18 protein-coding genes are annotated in these 16,823 nt (G+C 44.5%); 8 read left to right on the top strand and 10 right to left on the bottom strand.

The window, feature by feature from the left end:
* Positions 1 to 392 precede the first annotated feature (392 nt).
* Positions 393 to 1,394 (top strand): NAD(P)/FAD-dependent oxidoreductase, encoded by a 1,002-nt coding sequence (locus tag MHB71_RS30640; protein WP_076319805.1) that lies wholly within the window; start codon positions 393 to 395, stop codon positions 1,392 to 1,394.
* Between the two features lie 76 nt (positions 1,395 to 1,470).
* A complete protein-coding gene (locus MHB71_RS30635; protein ID WP_076319806.1) occupies positions 1,471 to 1,722 on the top strand; it encodes a hypothetical protein in 252 nt (83 codons plus the stop codon).
* 21 nt (positions 1,723 to 1,743) lie between these two features.
* On the opposite strand, the gene MHB71_RS30630 is transcribed toward MHB71_RS30635, so the two are convergent.
* Both MHB71_RS30630 and MHB71_RS30625 read right to left on the bottom strand, forming a co-directional pair.
* Positions 1,744 to 1,887 (bottom strand): sporulation histidine kinase inhibitor Sda, encoded by a 144-nt coding sequence (locus MHB71_RS30630; protein ID WP_017692430.1) that lies wholly within the window; start codon positions 1,885 to 1,887, stop codon positions 1,744 to 1,746.
* A 355-nt stretch (positions 1,888 to 2,242) separates the two neighbouring features.
* Entirely contained in the window at positions 2,243 to 2,902 is a 660-nt protein-coding gene (locus tag MHB71_RS30625; protein ID WP_076253234.1) for a YheC/YheD family protein, read from the bottom strand.
* Between the two features lie 237 nt (positions 2,903 to 3,139).
* On the opposite strand from MHB71_RS30625, the gene MHB71_RS30620 reads away from it, so the two are divergent.
* Together MHB71_RS30620 and MHB71_RS30615 are read left to right on the top strand one after the other, a co-directional pair.
* Complete coding sequence (locus MHB71_RS30620; protein WP_017692428.1) at positions 3,140 to 3,394, top strand: hypothetical protein; 255 nt, start codon at positions 3,140 to 3,142, stop codon at positions 3,392 to 3,394.
* Between the two features lie 26 nt (positions 3,395 to 3,420).
* Entirely contained in the window at positions 3,421 to 4,950 is a 1,530-nt protein-coding gene (locus MHB71_RS30615) for a Ppx/GppA phosphatase family protein (protein ID WP_076319807.1), read from the top strand.
* On the opposite strand, the gene ppk1 is transcribed toward MHB71_RS30615, so the two are convergent.
* Positions 4,910 to 6,991, bottom strand: a complete 2,082-nt coding sequence (gene ppk1 / locus MHB71_RS30610; protein ID WP_036605760.1) for a polyphosphate kinase 1 — start codon at positions 6,989 to 6,991, stop codon at positions 4,910 to 4,912. The genes MHB71_RS30615 and ppk1 overlap by 41 nt on opposite strands.
* Positions 6,992 to 7,239: 248 nt before the next feature.
* Between ppk1 and MHB71_RS30605 the strand changes: the two genes are divergently transcribed.
* The 3 genes from MHB71_RS30605 to MHB71_RS30595 all read left to right on the top strand — a co-directional run bounded on the left by MHB71_RS30605 (position 7,240) and on the right by MHB71_RS30595 (position 9,794).
* Positions 7,240 to 7,467 (top strand): hypothetical protein, encoded by a 228-nt coding sequence (locus tag MHB71_RS30605; protein WP_017692425.1) that lies wholly within the window; start codon positions 7,240 to 7,242, stop codon positions 7,465 to 7,467.
* Positions 7,468 to 7,850: 383 nt separating this feature from the next.
* Positions 7,851 to 8,864 (top strand): glycosyl hydrolase 53 family protein, encoded by a 1,014-nt coding sequence (locus tag MHB71_RS30600; protein WP_051446931.1) that lies wholly within the window; start codon positions 7,851 to 7,853, stop codon positions 8,862 to 8,864.
* Between the two features lie 474 nt (positions 8,865 to 9,338).
* On the top strand, positions 9,339 to 9,794 hold the full coding sequence (locus MHB71_RS30595; protein WP_221823564.1) for a hypothetical protein: 456 nt from the start codon (positions 9,339 to 9,341) through the stop codon (positions 9,792 to 9,794).
* 9 nt (positions 9,795 to 9,803) lie between these two features.
* Here the strand turns inward: MHB71_RS30595 and MHB71_RS30590 are convergent, their stop codons facing one another.
* From MHB71_RS30590 to MHB71_RS30560, 7 genes are all read right to left on the bottom strand, one after another.
* Positions 9,804 to 10,145: a hypothetical protein gene (locus MHB71_RS30590; protein ID WP_076319810.1), complete on the bottom strand. Its 342-nt coding sequence runs from the start codon at positions 10,143 to 10,145 to the stop codon at positions 9,804 to 9,806.
* A 193-nt stretch (positions 10,146 to 10,338) separates the two neighbouring features.
* Positions 10,339 to 11,217, bottom strand: coding sequence for an EamA family transporter RarD (gene rarD, locus MHB71_RS30585; RefSeq protein WP_017692421.1), 879 nt, complete (start codon positions 11,215 to 11,217; stop codon positions 10,339 to 10,341).
* A gap of 150 nt (positions 11,218 to 11,367) precedes the next feature.
* Positions 11,368 to 11,946, bottom strand: a complete 579-nt coding sequence (locus MHB71_RS30580; protein WP_340028404.1) for a hypothetical protein — start codon at positions 11,944 to 11,946, stop codon at positions 11,368 to 11,370.
* A gap of 172 nt (positions 11,947 to 12,118) precedes the next feature.
* Positions 12,119 to 13,003: an AraC family transcriptional regulator gene (locus tag MHB71_RS30575; protein ID WP_076319812.1), complete on the bottom strand. Its 885-nt coding sequence runs from the start codon at positions 13,001 to 13,003 to the stop codon at positions 12,119 to 12,121.
* 225 nt (positions 13,004 to 13,228) lie between these two features.
* Positions 13,229 to 13,624: a hypothetical protein gene (locus MHB71_RS30570; RefSeq protein ID WP_340028403.1), complete on the bottom strand. Its 396-nt coding sequence runs from the start codon at positions 13,622 to 13,624 to the stop codon at positions 13,229 to 13,231.
* A gap of 255 nt (positions 13,625 to 13,879) precedes the next feature.
* Positions 13,880 to 14,521 carry an NAD(P)-dependent oxidoreductase gene (locus MHB71_RS30565; protein WP_340030249.1) on the bottom strand — a complete coding sequence of 214 codons (642 nt, stop codon included), beginning with the start codon at positions 14,519 to 14,521 and terminating at the stop codon, positions 13,880 to 13,882.
* Positions 14,522 to 14,744: 223 nt separating this feature from the next.
* Positions 14,745 to 15,101, bottom strand: coding sequence for an iron-sulfur cluster assembly accessory protein (locus MHB71_RS30560; RefSeq protein ID WP_036605753.1), 357 nt, complete (start codon positions 15,099 to 15,101; stop codon positions 14,745 to 14,747).
* Between the two features lie 443 nt (positions 15,102 to 15,544).
* Here MHB71_RS30560 and mqnE point away from each other — a divergent pair, with 443 nt between their 5' ends.
* The gene (gene mqnE, locus MHB71_RS30555) at positions 15,545 to 16,651 is read left to right on the top strand and encodes an aminofutalosine synthase MqnE (RefSeq protein WP_340028402.1); all 1,107 of its coding nucleotides are present in this window, start codon (positions 15,545 to 15,547) and stop codon (positions 16,649 to 16,651) included.
* Positions 16,652 to 16,823: the final 172 nt, after the last annotated feature.

The following is a 16,823-nucleotide window of genomic DNA, read 5'->3' as shown; positions in this document are numbered from 1 at the left end:
GGGTTTATGAAATTGATACGTTTGCACGCAAGTTATCGTTTCAAGTTGTGAAATTAACCACAAGATTCTACAAAACACGGGATCTGTCTTCATATTACATATTGACTCTAAATTAGACAAAAAAACACATAGTACAGGTCAAGGATATCTGTATTTCTAGTAAAGATCAAGGTTTTTTTTGTTATTTTTCATAACCTTTCATTTCCAATTTCATCCTATTCTCATCTGATCTTCATCAATTGTTCCCAGTTTCGTGACGCCGCTAACTTTGCAACCCTGAATACACCGTTTATAATAGGAAAGACAGTTCAGCACCCATGCCGGTTACGATACGTAGCCTGCACATTCTTTCTGTTAACTACCTATTAAAATATGAAAGGTGTTGTTGATTCTTGACTGCACAAAATTCCAGTCATGATATGACTGATTTACTTATTATCGGTGGAGGCCCTGCGGGTCTGTTCGCTGCGTTTTATGGTGGGATGCGTCAGGCATCCGTTACACTGGTTGAAAGTATGCCACAGCTTGGTGGACAACTTGCCGCTCTTTACCCGGAGAAATACATCTATGATGTAGCCGGATTCCCGAAAGTAACAGCTCAGGAACTGGTGAATAACCTGGTTGAGCAAATGAATCATTTTAACCCGAACATCCGCCTTGAAGAAAAGGTTGTATCGGTGGAGAAAAAGGATGAGCAACATTTCGTCGTGAAGACGGATGAGAATGAATATCATGCCAAAGCCGTCATTATTACAGCTGGTGTAGGTGCATTCGAACCACGTCGCCTGGAGCTTGAAGGTGCTGCCAAGTTCGAGAAGAGCAACCTGCACTACTTCATCAGTGATCTGAATGCCTTCGCTGGCAAAAAGGTACTGATCAGTGGCGGCGGTGACTCCGCGGTAGACTGGGCACTCATGCTGGAGCCTATCGCTGAGCAAGTGACACTGATCCATCGCCGGGACAAGTTCCGTGCACATGAGCACAGTGTCGAAAACCTGATGAATTCCAAGGTGAATGTCGTTACACCGACCGAAATCACGGAACTTCATGGGGATGACATGATTACCAAGGTAACCCTTTCTCATGTGAAAACCAAAGAAACTCAGGAAATCGAAGTAGATGACGTGATCGTTAACTTCGGATTTGTCTCTTCTCTCGGACCGATTGCCGAGTGGGGTATCGAAATTGACAGCAACTCCATCGTTGTTGATTCCCGCATGGAAACATCCATTCCAGGAATCTTCGCTGCCGGAGATATCACAACATATCCGGGTAAACTGAAGCTGATCGCTGTCGGATTCGGCGAAGCTCCAACAGCCGTCAACAATGCGAAGGTATACTTCGATCCGGATGCCAAATTGTCCCCAGGACACAGCAGTAACATGAAACGCTAGTTTTGCTGAAATAACATATATTGATACAAAAAAGGGTATCTTACTCCTGAGTGAATCCATATCAGGAGGGATACCCTTGTCTTATATATGCCCGCTGTGTAACGGTCTGGTTGTACCGGAGCAGGCTTGCCCCCACTGCCTTCAGGGACTGTTAGAATGCGGCAAATTGGATGATTACACCGGACCATACAGCCCCTACGTATTCCAAACTTCCTCTGACACGGCAGACGAAGTCGAAAACGTTTGCAATCATGTGATGTACTGTCACCATTGTCAGACGAGCACGCCATGGCCAGTCTCACTATGGGACTTGTCCGGAAACCTGTAACATTGCCTGCAATGAGGATCTCTAGTGAAGAATGGCAGATACGTCGGTACCCAGTTTGCGCTTATGGATTTCTGCCAACAGCAGTGCGATGAAATCTCGTTCGAGATTCAACTCAATCGCTTTATGGTAGGAATCCAACAACATCTCATCGGATAACATAGCCATTTCCCGCCACAACCTTTCCTTTTTTTTCCTCAAAACTATCATATCAGAGATTCATATAGAGAACAAGCGTTCTTGTTATCCACAACGATATGTGGAAATCCTGTGCATAGTTTGTTGATAAATGGAAAAAATATAGAGTAATCAACGTGTATAGTGTGGACAATATTTATGCACAGGGAGTTTGTACTACTGTCAGAACGTTTATCAGCGTATTTTTTTTGGAATAAATTCATAGTTTCAAGACTTGTTGCGAGTAAATTACCCGGTAATGTAAAATTTCAAACGGTTTTCATACCGTTTTCTTTTATATATTATCGGTTTTTCTTGAATTTTCTTGAGTTTTCCCATTCATTTTCTATTGGGGTCTGGTATTCACTTCCAGAATCCAGATCTTGCCTGAATAATCCAGTCCATAATCAAATCCAAGCTGACCTACACCAGGAAACTGACTTTCCATAATGTACGTACATGTCAGTGTAAGTGAACGCATCTCCCGGCGTTTGTGCCGACCGGATATATGTGGCAGGGATAAACCAAGAGCTCGCCTTCCTGATAACATGGTGCCACCCTTGCTCAGATTCGTCACACAGAGTCCGGGACGAGCGAGTCGTCCTACTAAGGAACGGAATACCCAGCCTCGTTGGGTTTTGACAACTTTGACTCTGTAATCAACAGGTCTCCCTTGAATTGTTGCCAGATGAATGCCTTGCTGGATCAAGTACTTGCGTCTAGCCTTTACACGCACCAGAGAGCGATACATCTGGCTGAAACTGGCGAAAGAACGGGTTGTTTTCATATGGGTGTATCGATAAGCCCCACCGCTAGCCGATACCCGGATGACACCGTAACCTCCGCCTCCTACAATAGGTTTGACATACACCATTCCATAACGACTGAGCATTTGCAGCAGATTACCCGAGTTGAATGCCTTGGTCTGTGGGATATGGACAGCAGCTACCGGGTATTTCATCAGAGCCGCTGTCTTCCGCCATTTGCTTGCAAGTTGTCTCGACATGGGTTGATCTCCTTCCTTGAAACAATAGTCCTTCCTTATACATACTCAACAGAAGCCTTGCTTTCTTGGATGTCTGTCCACGGCAAAGGCCCCTTTTCCATGTAACCTGTCCCAGGGTGATGGCGGAAACGGGAACACGCGCCCGGTTTGCTTTTCAAACAAGTCAATCTGTCGTATGCTACTAAGGAATGGCTTGGAAGGGCTTAAATATGAGGATCTAAGGAGCGTTAAGAACAAATGGAAGCATTTTTCAAATCACTTTATGGCGTAGCCTATTTTGCAATGTCGATCGTTCTCGTAGCTGTTACGGTACTTCTCTTTGTCACAGGTATTCGACTGTTTATGCAAAAGCGTAATCGCGGCTTTGCCGTGAGTTGTCTTATATTTGCCTGTTTCATCGTCTTTATCATTGTTGTTATGTTAACTACGCCCTTCTCTGCCACACCGCCGGGTTCACCGGAAGCCATGGCTGCCCTTCTTCACTTCGGGTAGTTGAACCTCTGTAGAAGGAGATGCTTATGACACGTACTAATGAAACCTTAGGAATTATTGATATCGGCTCGAACTCCATTCGTCTAGTTATCTATGAACTGGATCAGGACGAAGCCTATCGCATCATTCATGAAGACAAATACGCCGCTCGTCTGAGCAGCGTTGTTGAGTCCGATGGAACCATTCTGCGCCATTCTCTGGATAAAGCCATCACCATCTTGAGTCAATTCAAAGCGACCTGTGAAGCGTACCAGACCAAACTGATTCGCGCAGCAGCTACCGCAGCTATTCGTAATGCAAGCAATGTCCTGGAGATTATCGAATGGCTGGAGACAGAGACGGGGCTTACCATTGAATGTGTATCGGGAGATCGGGAGGCCTATTATGGGTTCCTTGGTGTCACTCAATCCATTGATCTGGCAGACGGTTACGTCGTGGATATTGGAGGCGGCAGCACAGAGATCACGGTCTTTCGGGATCGGAAAAGGTTACATAGCATCTCCCTCCCTATTGGTGCAGTGAATTCACATGCCCGTTACGGGGGCGAAGATCAGTGGACTGAGGAGAATGCAAATGCATTATGCAACGAAGTCACTGAGGCTCTCCGCGGACAGGATTGGATTCGTGAGCATCCTGGTCTGCCACTCATCGGACTTGGCGGCACAATGCGTACACTCGCTAAAGTGGAACAGAAGCGTACCCAGTATTCTTTGCCTGTCAGCCATCATTATGAGATCAGTGAGGAAGCGATGGAGAATATCGCTCGCTCCTTACCACATCTCACCTCGGCACAGCGCAAAAAGGTACCTGGGCTCGCCAAAGATCGCGCTGACATCATTGTGCCCGGCGTACTGATCCTACGAACTGTCTTCCAGATAATACAGGGAGATCGTTATGTGGTTAGTGGCGCGGGTCTACGAGACGGGTTGTTGCGTGATTACATGGCTGGAGGTCAGCCGGTCGTTCCGGACGCGCTGAAAGACAGTATCCGCAACTTTATCCATTTTGGTCCGCCTATTCCAGAGAAACGTCTGCAACGGATTCATCAGGATACGGTTACCCTGTATACGGCATTACAAGGTACCCCTCCTGATCAAGCAGATGCCCGAATCCTGTATGCAGCCTCCATGCTGCACATGGCAGGTAAACAGATTAACTATTTCCGTTATACACAGCACTCGGCCTATTGGATTATGAATTCGAGCATTTATGGACTTTCTCATCGGGAGACCATTCTAAGTGCCAGTGCAGCTGATTATCATCCCAAAAAAAGAACGCCCCAGCTGCTGAATAAGCACCGGGACATTCTGAAAAACTCGGATGAGCGGCATGCTCATCGTTTAGGCTCTCTGCTGCGCGTAGCCGAAGCCATCAATCGATCCGAAAGCATCGCTGCGATCAAAGCAACAAAAGAAAACGACTCGCTGCAGGTGCAATTCACCTGTACAGCTGAGCCGTTACTGGAACTAGATGGCCTGGAAGAGGCCGTCAAGGATCTGAAGGAAGCCTGGGGAGTTACGTTAACGCACTCCATTCAGCAGGCTTCCAAGGGATAATACCCATGGCCTCCGTCTGACTTCTCAGCGGGGGCTTTTCATTTTCTACAAATACATAATTGCCACCAGGCATAAGTTGTCTCGCTTTGACATTATCCATAAGGGACAGATTAAGGATATCCACTAGCATCTTTTTCAGCTCGGGATCAAATACGGGACACATCAGTTCAATTCTTCGATTCAGGTTACGTGTCATCCAGTCTGCACTGGAGATGAATACATCGGGGTTGCCGCTATTTTCAAAATAAAACAACCGTGAATGCTCCAGAAAACGATCCACAATGCTAATGACCCGAATATTCTCACTGAGCCCCTCTACCCCCGGACGCAGACAACATACACCACGCACAATCAGATCGATCTGCACGCCGGCTTGAGAAGCCTCGTACAATTCATCAATCATTTCCTGATGGGATAAGGAGTTGATCTTGGCAATGATTCTGGAAGGTTTGCCTTTCAGCGCGTGCTCTGTTTCTCTACGAATCAGTGCAAACAACTCATCCTTCATACCATCCGGAGCTACACGGAACGCCTGCAATGCCTTCGGACCGGAGTATCCGGTAATCTCATTGAACAATTCGGATGCATCTTCCCCAATAATTGGATTAGAGGTGAACAGTCCCACGTCCGTATAAACTTTGGCTGTACTCTCATTATAGTTACCGGTTCCTACATGAACATAACGTCTCAGCCCCTGCTGTTCCCTGCGTACAACAAGAATGATTTTGGCATGGGTCTTGAGTCCAACCAGTCCATAAACCACGTGACAACCGGCTTTCTCCAGCTTACGGGCCCAAGCAATGTTGCGCTCTTCATCAAACCGGGCTTTCAGTTCCACCACCACCGTGACCTGCTTACCACTCTCAGCGGCAAGTGCAAGTGCCGGAATAAGGCGTGAATCGCCATTGACCCGATATAAGGTCATCTTGATGGCCAGAACCCTTGGATCTTCTGAAGCCTCCAATATAAAATCAGTGACTGGTTCAAACGATTCGTACGGATGATGCACCAGTACATCGCGTTTGCGCAGCAGCTCAAAATGACTTTCTCTTGGCAGAAACTCAAGTGGGTAGACTGGCTTCACCGGACTGTATTTCAGATGTGAGAAACTTTCCAGACTGTCCACGAATCCCGCCAGAAAACTCAGATCAAGTGGTCCATCAATTTCATATACCGGGTCCTGAATATCAAATTCATCCTGCAATTCCAATAAAGCATCCGGACGAAAATCCTTACAGACTTCCAGTCGTACAGGAGCCCCGCGGCGTCTGCGGCGCAATTCTTTTTCAATAGCCTCAAGCAGATCTTCCGCTTCTTCTTCATTAATAAAGAGATCCGCATTACGGGTCACTCGGAATTCCTGTGCAGCAAGCGAGATATACCCGCTGAAGAGCGTATGGATATGATGTTTGATAAGATCTTCAATCAGTATGAATGTTTTCTTTTTGCTATTCGCCCGAATGGGAGCCTGAACTACCCGCGGCAGATTGGAAGGCACCTGAACAATAGCCATAAATGGCTCGCCCTCTTGCTCCCCTTCCTTCTGTAACATCACGGACAGATAGACAGACTTGTTGTGTACCAGTGGGAACGGACGACTCTGGTCAATCGCCATCGGTGTGAGTACCGGAAAAATAATTTCATGAAAGTACTGGTCCATTGCGCGCTGCTGTGTCACATTAAGATCTGTATATTCCTGAATGTTCACGCCTTTCTTGGCGAGTAGACGAATGAGTTCACGATACGTTTTATACTGTTCGGCGACCATGGTCCCGGTTCGTTTGATCAATCTGCGGTACAATCCCGAAGGCGTGTATCCTGTAAAATCTTTTTGCGTGAATCCGGCCTTGATCTTCTCTTTTGTCTCCGCCACCCTTACACTGACGAACTCGTCCAAATTACTAGCGACAATGCCGAGAAATCTCATGCGTTCCAGCAGAGGGGTTGTTGGATCCTGGGCCTCCTGAAGTACGCGCCGATTAAATTCAACCCAACTCAAATCACGATTAACGTAGTTGCCTGTTTTGACGTCTCTATGCATGTATGGCCTCCGAATGTGTTGCATATCTATTCTTGGTTAGAAGTTCTCATATAATTGTACTATTCGTAATCAACATCAAGCGTCAGCGCAGTGTAAACGCTACGTAAAATTTATGTAAATGATACCTCATGGCCGCAACTTTTTCCATCCCTTTACAAAGGTCAATAGACAGAGTAAAGTGAAGTACAGTGTGATTTGGTCCGGTTGCTTGTTCTCATTCCAAATATAGTTGATTAAAGGAGTATATAATGAAATCCAACAAACCTAGAACGTTACAAAAAAATATAGAGTTTTTCACGGCTGCACTATCCCAATGTATGGTAAGCGCATGGCAGGAAGACCCGGCTGGCGTCTATTGCGAGGTCGGTTGTGGCATTGTGGAGCGGATCAGTGAAGACAGTGTGCGCATCCGAAACAATGACGGAACCAAGAGCCATTATGCACGAGATATCACGATGTTCCAGACTGAAAAATAATTTTTCGTAAATACGTAAAAAAGACTAGCTTTCCGAAACAAGGTGTTGTATACTCTTGCCACAAGGAAAGGAGGTGCGTCAACATTTCTAATGTCATGTTGAACGTGTCCCTTACCCGATCCACTAGCTCAAATTAAAAGAGTCTGGTGGAGGCGCGGGATACGGATCAATGTTTCAAAAAGCGCCACGGGTAGAAAAGCCGTCTTCGGACGGCTTTTTGTTTTCTCATTTTCTGTAGAGAGGTTGATAAAACACCCAAAATATTGGAAATGGACCCTTTAGTAGAGCAAACCAGGATGGCTATAATTAGGATGCAACTCAACCTAAATCCGAGGAGGCATCTTGTAATGTTCAAAAATGTAAGGGGTTTCAAGACATCCATCATGTTGGCTTTTGTTTTGTTATTCACCTCCATCATGTTGCCCGCAGGTCAGCATGCCAGCGCAGCACCAAGTTTCGCCAAAGGAGCCGATATCAGTTGGGTTCCCGGAATGGAAGCCCAAGGCTACAAATGGAAAGATAAAAACGGCGTACAGCGCGACATCATTGATATTTTGAAAAAAGACTATCAAATCAATTCCGTTCGCATTCGGGTATTCGTTAATCCTTCGAATGATTATGGGAACGGTTACATGAATAAGGATCGTGCGGCTGCACTCGCACAACGTGCCAAGAATGCTGGCATGAGTGTGATGCTTACCCTGCACTACAGCGATTCCTGGGCAGACCCTGGTCAGCAAACTAAACCTGCTGCCTGGAAAAACTATACGTTCCAACAGCTCATGGATGCGGTATGGAACCACACTCGTGAAGTTATGACGGCGATGCAAAGCAAAGGCGTTACCCCGGACTGGGTACAGATCGGGAATGAAACAAGCAACGGCATGTTATGGGAAGATGGCAAAGCATCTACCAACATGAAAAACTATGCGTGGTTGGTGAACACAGGCCATAACGCAGTGAAATCCCTGAGCAGCGGCACCAAAACCATTGTGCATCTGGCAGGTGGGGATGATAACGCCCTCTATGTATGGAATATTGGTGGTCTGATTAATAACGGAGCTAACTTTGACATGATTGCCATGTCTCTCTATCCTTCAGCTTCCGGCTGGAACACCGCTGTGACAAATACGGTAAACAACGCCAAGGATATGATCAACCGTTATGGCAAAGAGATCATCATCTCCGAAATTGGCATGGACAATAACCAGGCTGCAGCTGGCAAAAGTTTTGTTGCCGCGATGAAAAACCAAATCCGCAATCTGCCAAATGGCAAAGGTAAAGGTGTATTCTACTGGGAGCCTCAGGCTACACCAGGATACAACAGTGGATATGGTAAGGGTGCTTGGCAGTCGAATATGATGCCAACTGTTGTCATGGAAGGATTTATTGACTAGGTACGTTGGGTAGAAGTGCGGGCTTTGGGGGGCAGCGTGGTGGCGTTCCGGTGGCGGATCGTTCTTATGATCGCTGTTATCCCCAGATTTTTATGAATTCCCCTTATTGGGGGGAAATCCGGGGATAAAGGCGAACGCTTCGCTTCTTCAGAATCGATTCCGCCCCCTCCACTACGTTGCTGCTCTATGAGGCACTTCTAAAACCGTGTGTAGGCAAATGGTAAGTAGTAAGGTAAAACAAGAGCTTGAGGCGCTGTTCCCGGGGGGATTAGCGCCTTTTTTTACGTTGGAGCGAGTTGTACGGCTGAGGGTTCATATTTGGTGCGTTGGGGGCGCTGCCAGTTTCTGTTCCAGTGCGGATCGTTCTTATGAGCTAGGCTAAATGCAGAATGGTTTTTTCGCTTACATATGAATATAATAAAATAAAATCATGCAGAACATCGGTTAGCTTATTTTAAGAGCGGGGGAATATGGATGAGTTTTTTAAAAGGGTTCGGTCAGTTAGCTGGGGAAGTTACCGGGAAGGTGTTGGGCGGCAGCGTGAGGGTTGTTGGTGAAATCGCGGGAAGCCCCTTTATCAAAGAAATCGGGAACGGCGTAGAAAAAGCTACGATTAATACAGGCAAAACCGTTGGACAACTGGCTAGCGGGACATATGATCTTGCCAGTGGTGCAATTCGAAAAGATGATACCGCCATAGACGCGGGGCTTGCCGATATTGGAGGTGCTGTAACCAATACTGCAAAAGGTGTAGCGATATCAGCCAAGTATGTATATAACAGCGGTAAAGATGTTGTTGTGGGCATGAAAGAGGAAGATAAGGACAGAGTCAAGCTCGGTGCCAAGAATCTTTTAGCTGCTGCTGCGGTAACAACACTCGCTGTCGGTGTCATTGATGCAGTTGATGGTGCTGAAGGTGTAGATACGTAGGGATTTGGATTAGATCACCAATAACACAACAACTGAAGACATACAGCCTAGCAGGGCAACAAAAATATGGAGACAACTAAATGAGATTTTTTCAAGTAAAATCCGTTGTCTCTTCTGAATTAAACACGAGTAGATGAACACCGTTATCACAACAGGCAGATATAAATGAAGATCCGGACCATCCGTGCTCGGTAATAGTTTATTAATATATCCACCTATCGTCTCGTTGACCATCATGAACCCATATATACTACCGATTATTGCTGAAACTGCAAACTGAAATAGTATCTGAACTACAGCATTCTTTACAAAGAATGGATCACGTTTGCGGTAACGGTTATTAACCATCATATATCTGTCGCCTCCTCGTTTTTCTATTACTCTTTTTGGTTACTATTTTTGATTACTACTCCTGTATTTTACCATAACGTTGATCAGCCTTCCTTTTTAGTTTTTATCGACCTATCGCTCCCCCACAAACAAAAAATTGCCCTCTCCACCTCATTGGCAGAAAGGGCATTTATAACGATTAAGATACCTCTGTTCAACTTACCTTAGCGAGTCTCGTAGCACGTATCGATGCGGCAGCGTATACGATAAGCGCTGTCCAGATGAGTGCGAAACCAACAAGCAGAACTGGCGAGACCGTTTCCTTGAACACAAACACACTCAGGATCAGCATGATTGTCGGCCCAATATACTGTACAAAGCCGAGTGTGGACAACGACATTCGAGCAGCCGCCCGTGCAAAGAACAGCAGCGGCAACGCCGTCACCACACCGGAAAGCAGCAGTTCGAAGAACATCGGTGCAGGCAACGTCCATGCCGTTGCTTTTCCTACTATGGCTAAGTAGATCCAGTAGCCCAGTGCGACGGGCAGAACTACAGCTGTCTCCGAAAATAAACCCACAGAAGCGTCTTGCTTAATCTTCTTCTTCGCCAGACCGTACAAGCCAAATGACACGGCCAATGAGATCGCAACCCATGGGAAACGTCCGTAGTCAATAGCGATGATAAGCACCGCGACACCAGCGATGGCAATCGCGAGCCATTGTCCACGGTTTGGCTTTTCATGAAGGAAGACAACTGCCAGTAACACGTTCAGCAACGGGTTCAAATAATAGCCCAGACTTGTCTCAACGACATGACCGTTATTAACCGCCCAAATGAAGATAAGCCAGTTAATAGCAATTAGCAGCCCACTCGCGGTGAGGGACAGCAGGGTCGAACGACTGGTCAGAATGCGCTTCATGTCACTCCATCGACGTTGGACGGCAACGAAAATCCCCATAAAGACAAATGACCAGACAACCCGGTGCGATAAAATCTCGCCTGCCGGTACATTTTCAAACAACTTCCAATACAGCGGGAGAACTCCCCACATGATATACGCAATGATCGCGTTGATTAATCCACTATTCATAACTGTATCCCCTCTTACTGCTCTGATATCTCAACGGATTATACGCCTCGATCCTCATTTAAGTAAAGGGGGTAATAGGTCATACAGGAATCCATGCCTAGTTCAAATGAGTTTTTCTTTGAGCAATATTCCCCGCTTAGCGCAACCAAATTATGCTTTGCGCTTTTTCTTTCTTACTCTCATGAAGAAGATAAAGATCGCCGCAAATACGACTACACCTACGATAAACAAATCAATATCTTGCTCAAACATAAACCACATTTTGTGTTCTACGTTCACTTGTTTTTTTGGTGGATATCCTTCCCCGAATAGTTCAGTTGCTTGGTTCAAATGATTCATTTCGATGGTCAAACTGCACGGACTACTACTTAATTCGCCATCCACTTCGCTAAAGTATATTAAGTATTTGTTACCTTCCTTGAAATCAAATCCCCATGTGAAGTTAGTTGCAATAATTAGTTGAGAGTCAACTTCAGTATTCCAACTCCTCTCAACTTCCACTAAAATATATCTAATTTTCTCTTTGGTCCCCATAAATCCCTCTTGCTTCAAGTCTACCTTTACTTGCTTTACTTCACCATATACAGCTCCATCATATATTTCTAACTCTTCTTGGGGGCTTCCCGATTCAACACATGACAAAGCGTTAACATCTTGTGCATTTGAGATAAAGAACACGGTAGATATAAAAAAAATTAACGTGATTATACGAAGCTTCAGTTTTTCCACCTTCTTCTCATAATGTTAATTGGTACATCTTTATTGACCTGTTTAACAGGAAAAATGTTGCATTTTCCTGGCCATTAGGTGAATGAACAAAGAAGCAACCAATCGGACACAATTGTTTGCTCCATTTGTCTTTATTAAGTTATTATTCAAGACTAATCTAAAAGAAATAAAACTAAGATATTTTTCTTACAGCAAACCATAACTCAACAAAATTCAGTCCATCTTTAACTCCAGTAATTTCAAATTCCATTCCGTCGACCTGTTCATATCCTGTAGTAGGAAGCCATTCAGAAAAGAATCGTCTATATAAGGTTTCAATGGTTGCATCGAATTTATCCCATGTAAAGGGATCAGAGGAAAAGATCGCCCACGTATGTGCTGGTATCGTTATACTTGTGTAACCATCGGGTTTACTTGTTTCACCTTTAAATACACCCAACATGTATGGGAAAGTATCTTCCCCAGTTTTTTTGTAGCTACACACAGCATGCACTTTATGATAATTCGAATTCAAAGAGTTTGGTAGATCACCGGCATTTGTAGCAAGTCTTTCAACCTCGCCATTTTCGTGGCTTTGCTTCCATAATTCTGCTGGTGTCTCTACCCCATTTAATTGGAACACTTTCTCTATTCCAAATATTTCAAAGCTTTCTTTTGTTTCGATACGATAGTTCATAGGCTCTTCCCCTTTAATTGAAATAAGGAAGGAAAGCCGAGGATAGGCTTTGAGGGCAGTCCCTTCTTCACGAGCCATCGCTGGATTAACACCATGCAATGATTGAAAAGCTCTTGCGAATGATACCGGTGATTCATACCCATACTTTATGGCAATATCAACAACTCTCCTATCACTATTCTGCAATTCAATTGCAGCGAGAGTCAGCCGTCTTCTTCGTATATATTCCGCAAGTGAAACATTGGTAATGAACGAGAACATTCTCTGAAACTGATATGAAGAACAATAAGCACATTGAGCAATTTCCTTCAACTCGATCTCGCCGACCAAGTTCATTTCAATATAATCCAATGCCCGATTCATCCTCATAAGCCAATCCATCTCATCCCTCCTCTCAACAAAAGTATAGTTTCGTTAGGTTTTCGTATCGCAACTATTTGTGCGCAATTAAGTTTCGTACCCGTCGAAATATATATGTTGTAAATTTTGTGATGAAGTATTTCATATTACCGCGTCATATCCTTTAGCAAACTAAATAAATCTTAAAATCAAAAAGCAGCCGACCCTTTTGATCAACTGCCGAATGGTGTTCATTTCAGTAACGTTTCACTTTCCTCCAACATGAAACACACCAATTACGGTTTCACCATCCTTGTCATACAGTGGAATATCCCATCCGTCTGGTGATCTGCTGTTCTGTATCGCAATAGCTTCTTCAGGTGTTTTTGGTTGCTCGCCATCCATGTCTTTTTTCAGCAGATATCCTTCTGTACCATCCACACCCATAGCCAAGATTAAATCAGGTTCTGTTTCTGGAGAAGACGCATATATGTTAGAACCATATGTCTGTCCATTCTTATTTTTCGGATAAAGAGAAGTGATGTGAATTTGATTCAGCGCATTTTTAAAGTTTGGATATTGGGATAACCCTGAACCACTCGATTCATTCATCATAAAAACCAAAAAGATCAATAGTATAACTCCATTAGAATACATCTTCACAACTGTTCACTCCCTTGTACTTTTGAACTCGCAGCAATTCCAATGAAGAGAAGATGGCTTTCACACAATCAGACTTTCCTCCCAACTTTAGAATAATATAACATAGATTCAAAGGAGTAGTTGGAAGTTGAACGATACTCATCTAACCTATCTAACGTTATTGCAGAACTTCCCTCTTCGATAACATAAAAAAACGGACACCGATCTGTGGAGATCAGCGTCCGTTTGTATGTTCCATATTATCATTTAAAAGTGTTACTTCACTTCGCCAACAACGGTAAAGCGCTCGTTTTTGTGTTGTGGGTTCTCAATCTCATCAACCAAAGCAATCGCATAGTCTGCATAGCTGATGTAGCTGTTGCCTTCGCTATTCACGAGAATAACGTCGTTGCCTGCTTGATATTTGCCGGTGCGTACACCTTCTGGATTAAAGAATCCAGCCGGGCTCAGGAATGTCCATTGAATACCTGAAGATGCTTGCAGATCCTGCAAGTTTTGGCCTTGGTTCGTTGCAGTTGCTTTGTAAGCATCCGGGAATCCCGGGGATTCAAAGACACGCAATGTTTTGGACTCATCTGTGAACAGGCTTCCTGCTCCACCCACCACGATCAGACGAGTGTTTGGTGCATCCTTGAGGATGTTGATCAACGCTTGTCCTACTTCCACATGCAGGTTTTCTTTACCAGCTGGAGCACCAAATGCATTTACAACCACATCGAATGCTTTAAGATCTTCAGCTGTAAGAGCAAATACATCTTTCTCCAGCGTATTCAGGCTTTTATCTTCCAATTTGGATGCATTACGAACGATTGCCGTTACTTTATGCCCTCTGTCTGCTGCTTCTTTCAAAATTACACTTCCTGCTTTGCCTGTTGCACCAATGATTGCAATGTTCATCATGATCTCTCCTTTAAATTATCGATATTGTTTATGTTTGAACTTTATATTGTAACTATAGTTGTTACAACTAAGTTTGTCAACCATGCACAATCAGTACACGCAAAAAAGCCCCTGATATCATGCCCGTGCAAAACGGATACAATTCAGAGGCTATCTATTAAAGGGACTACATACTGCTTATTTAAAACAAGATTGGGAAACCGCTGTACAACTCAGTTTCTTAACAATCCTTATCAGGCACACCCGCATCTTCCTTCGTACGGAAAGAAGATCCACATCCACAAGTGGCTACCGCGTTCGGATTATGGATGGTGAACCCACCCGTCATACCGGACTCTTCAAAATCAATTTCGAGACCATCCAGATACTTCAGGTTTTCCTTCTCAACTACAACCTTCATACTCTGAATATCCATATACAGGTCCTCATCGGACTCTTTATCGTCAAAGCCCATGGCGTACGAAAATCCGGTGCAACCGCCCGGTGCTACGCCAAGACGCAGGAACATACCAGGTGTCTCTTGCTGTGCAAGCATCTCTTTCAATCTGTCAGCAGCCGTTTCGCTGATGTTAATCATGCCAGGTCACTCTCCTTTTCATTAACTCTTCTTTAAATTATACTCCACCCCGTCAAGGGTCTCAAGTCATGTTTGCCTCTTTCCGCGTTCCCCCTGAACTCCTTTTTCTTCCCAGTGTATTGAACCCCCGCGACACGAGGTTTATAATGAATAGGTGGTCGCACTGAAATGTCGATATTTTGCCATGACTTATTCAGGTGACGATCATATATAGAGTTGTAATTTTTTTCACATTTCGAGACTGTCCGCAGTCCCCAATGCATATAGAGTCACAAGACTCACTTTAATGAAAAAATTAGCTTTACGTACGCAGCACACGCTGCACCGGGTAAATAAGAGTTAGTCCATATAAGAAGGCGGCAGTTGACCGCATCTTTTCTATGTAGTTCTGTATACAGATCCTACACACAACTCAAATCCGGTTAAGAACAGGAGGAAACAGTATGTCTACATTGGTAACACCGTTCACAGACAAAAGAATGGCTGAAATCGTTGAGAAAGTGCAGAACGGCGTAAGGCTGAACGTAGAAGACGGCGTATATCTGTATGAAACAGATGATCTGCTAACTTTGGGCCAGCTGGCCAATGAGGCCAACTTGCGGAAAAATGGTAAGAAAGTATATTTCATCGAAAACATGAGTCTTTATTTTACAAACGTATGTGAAGCTCACTGCGCTTTTTGTAATTTCCGTAAAGACCAGAGTGAAGAAGGCTCCTATACATTATCCGGTCAGGAAATGATCGATTATGTAGAACAGCATATTCATCCGGGCGTACGTGAGTTCCATATCGTAGGCGGACATAACAACCATGTTCCTTTTCAATATTATGTCGATTCCCTGCGTGCTTTAAACGAGAAATATCCGGATGTTACACTGAAAGCTTACACAGCAGCCGAGATTGATTTCTTCACTCGCATCAGCGGACTCAGTATCAAGGAAGTTCTGCAGGAGCTGCAAAAAGCAGGTTTGAAAACATTGACTGGTGGCGGCGCTGAGATTCTGTCGGATGAATATCGCAAAAAAATGCGTGTAGACAAAGCGAACGTAGATCGTTATCTTGAGGTGCACCGTACTGCTCATAACCTGGGCATGCGTACCCATACAACGATGCTGTATGGATCGATTGAATCCTATGAGGACCGCGTCAACCACATGGTGCAGATCCGTGAATTGCAAGACGAGACCAACGGATTCATGGTCTTTATCCCACTTTCCATGCAACCAAAAAGTAAAAACGCAAGCATTATGCGTCGTAACTCGGCTTATGAGGATCTCAAAACAATTGCGATCAGCCGTCTGATGCTGGATAACATCGATCATATCAAAGCATACTTCATTAACATCGGTCCACAGCTAGCTCAAGTTGCCCTTGGATTCGGTGCTTCGGATGCACACGGTACGATCGTTCGCGAACGGATTAGTCATGCGGCAGGTGCACTCACACCTGAAGGCCTTACACGTAAAGAGCTCATATGGCTCATTAAAGGTGCAGGACGTATTCCAGTAGAACGTGATACGTTCTACAATGAAATTCAAGTGTACGAATAGGATATAACTCCATTCACAACCAATATTGCACCAGCACCACTCCAGAACGCAGCTTTCATTATAGGGAGACGTTTGAATTCGAGTGGTGCAAACTGCTGATTAATATCTTCAATTTTCAATATCTACTTTTCAATTATTTAAATCATAACAAAAGGAGCAGCTATGTTATTGC

This window comes from Paenibacillus sp. FSL H7-0940, assembly GCF_037979415.1.
In the GTDB taxonomy this organism is placed as follows: Bacteria; Bacillota; Bacilli; order Paenibacillales; family Paenibacillaceae; genus Paenibacillus; species Paenibacillus amylolyticus.
The sequence above is the reverse complement of the archived record's forward strand: the minus strand, read 5'-3'. Positions and strand labels throughout refer to the sequence as shown.

What these genes read in the sequence shown, in the direction of transcription:
- ppk1 (WP_036605760.1), bottom strand. Translation starts at nt 6,991, where the DNA reads ATGCATAGAGACGTCAAAACAGGCAACTACGTTAATCGTGATTTGAGT.
- mqnE (WP_340028402.1), top strand. Translation starts at nt 15,545, where the DNA reads ATGTCTACATTGGTAACACCGTTCACAGACAAAAGAATGGCTGAAATC.
- MHB71_RS30575 (WP_076319812.1), bottom strand. Translation starts at nt 13,003, where the DNA reads ATGGATTGGCTTATGAGGATGAATCGGGCATTGGATTATATTGAAATG.
- MHB71_RS30590 (WP_076319810.1), bottom strand. Translation starts at nt 10,145, where the DNA reads ATGATGGTTAATAACCGTTACCGCAAACGTGATCCATTCTTTGTAAAG.
- MHB71_RS30600 (WP_051446931.1), top strand. Translation starts at nt 7,851, where the DNA reads ATGTTGGCTTTTGTTTTGTTATTCACCTCCATCATGTTGCCCGCAGGT.
- MHB71_RS30560 (WP_036605753.1), bottom strand. Translation starts at nt 15,101, where the DNA reads ATGATTAACATCAGCGAAACGGCTGCTGACAGATTGAAAGAGATGCTT.
- MHB71_RS30625 (WP_076253234.1), bottom strand. Translation starts at nt 2,902, where the DNA reads ATGTCGAGACAACTTGCAAGCAAATGGCGGAAGACAGCGGCTCTGATG.
- MHB71_RS30565 (WP_340030249.1), bottom strand. Translation starts at nt 14,521, where the DNA reads ATGAACATTGCAATCATTGGTGCAACAGGCAAAGCAGGAAGTGTAATT.
- MHB71_RS30605 (WP_017692425.1), top strand. Translation starts at nt 7,240, where the DNA reads ATGAAATCCAACAAACCTAGAACGTTACAAAAAAATATAGAGTTTTTC.
- rarD (WP_017692421.1), bottom strand. Translation starts at nt 11,217, where the DNA reads ATGAATAGTGGATTAATCAACGCGATCATTGCGTATATCATGTGGGGA.
- MHB71_RS30615 (WP_076319807.1), top strand. Translation starts at nt 3,421, where the DNA reads ATGACACGTACTAATGAAACCTTAGGAATTATTGATATCGGCTCGAAC.
- MHB71_RS30595 (WP_221823564.1), top strand. Translation starts at nt 9,339, where the DNA reads ATGAGTTTTTTAAAAGGGTTCGGTCAGTTAGCTGGGGAAGTTACCGGG.
- MHB71_RS30620 (WP_017692428.1), top strand. Translation starts at nt 3,140, where the DNA reads ATGGAAGCATTTTTCAAATCACTTTATGGCGTAGCCTATTTTGCAATG.
- MHB71_RS30630 (WP_017692430.1), bottom strand. Translation starts at nt 1,887, where the DNA reads ATGGCTATGTTATCCGATGAGATGTTGTTGGATTCCTACCATAAAGCG.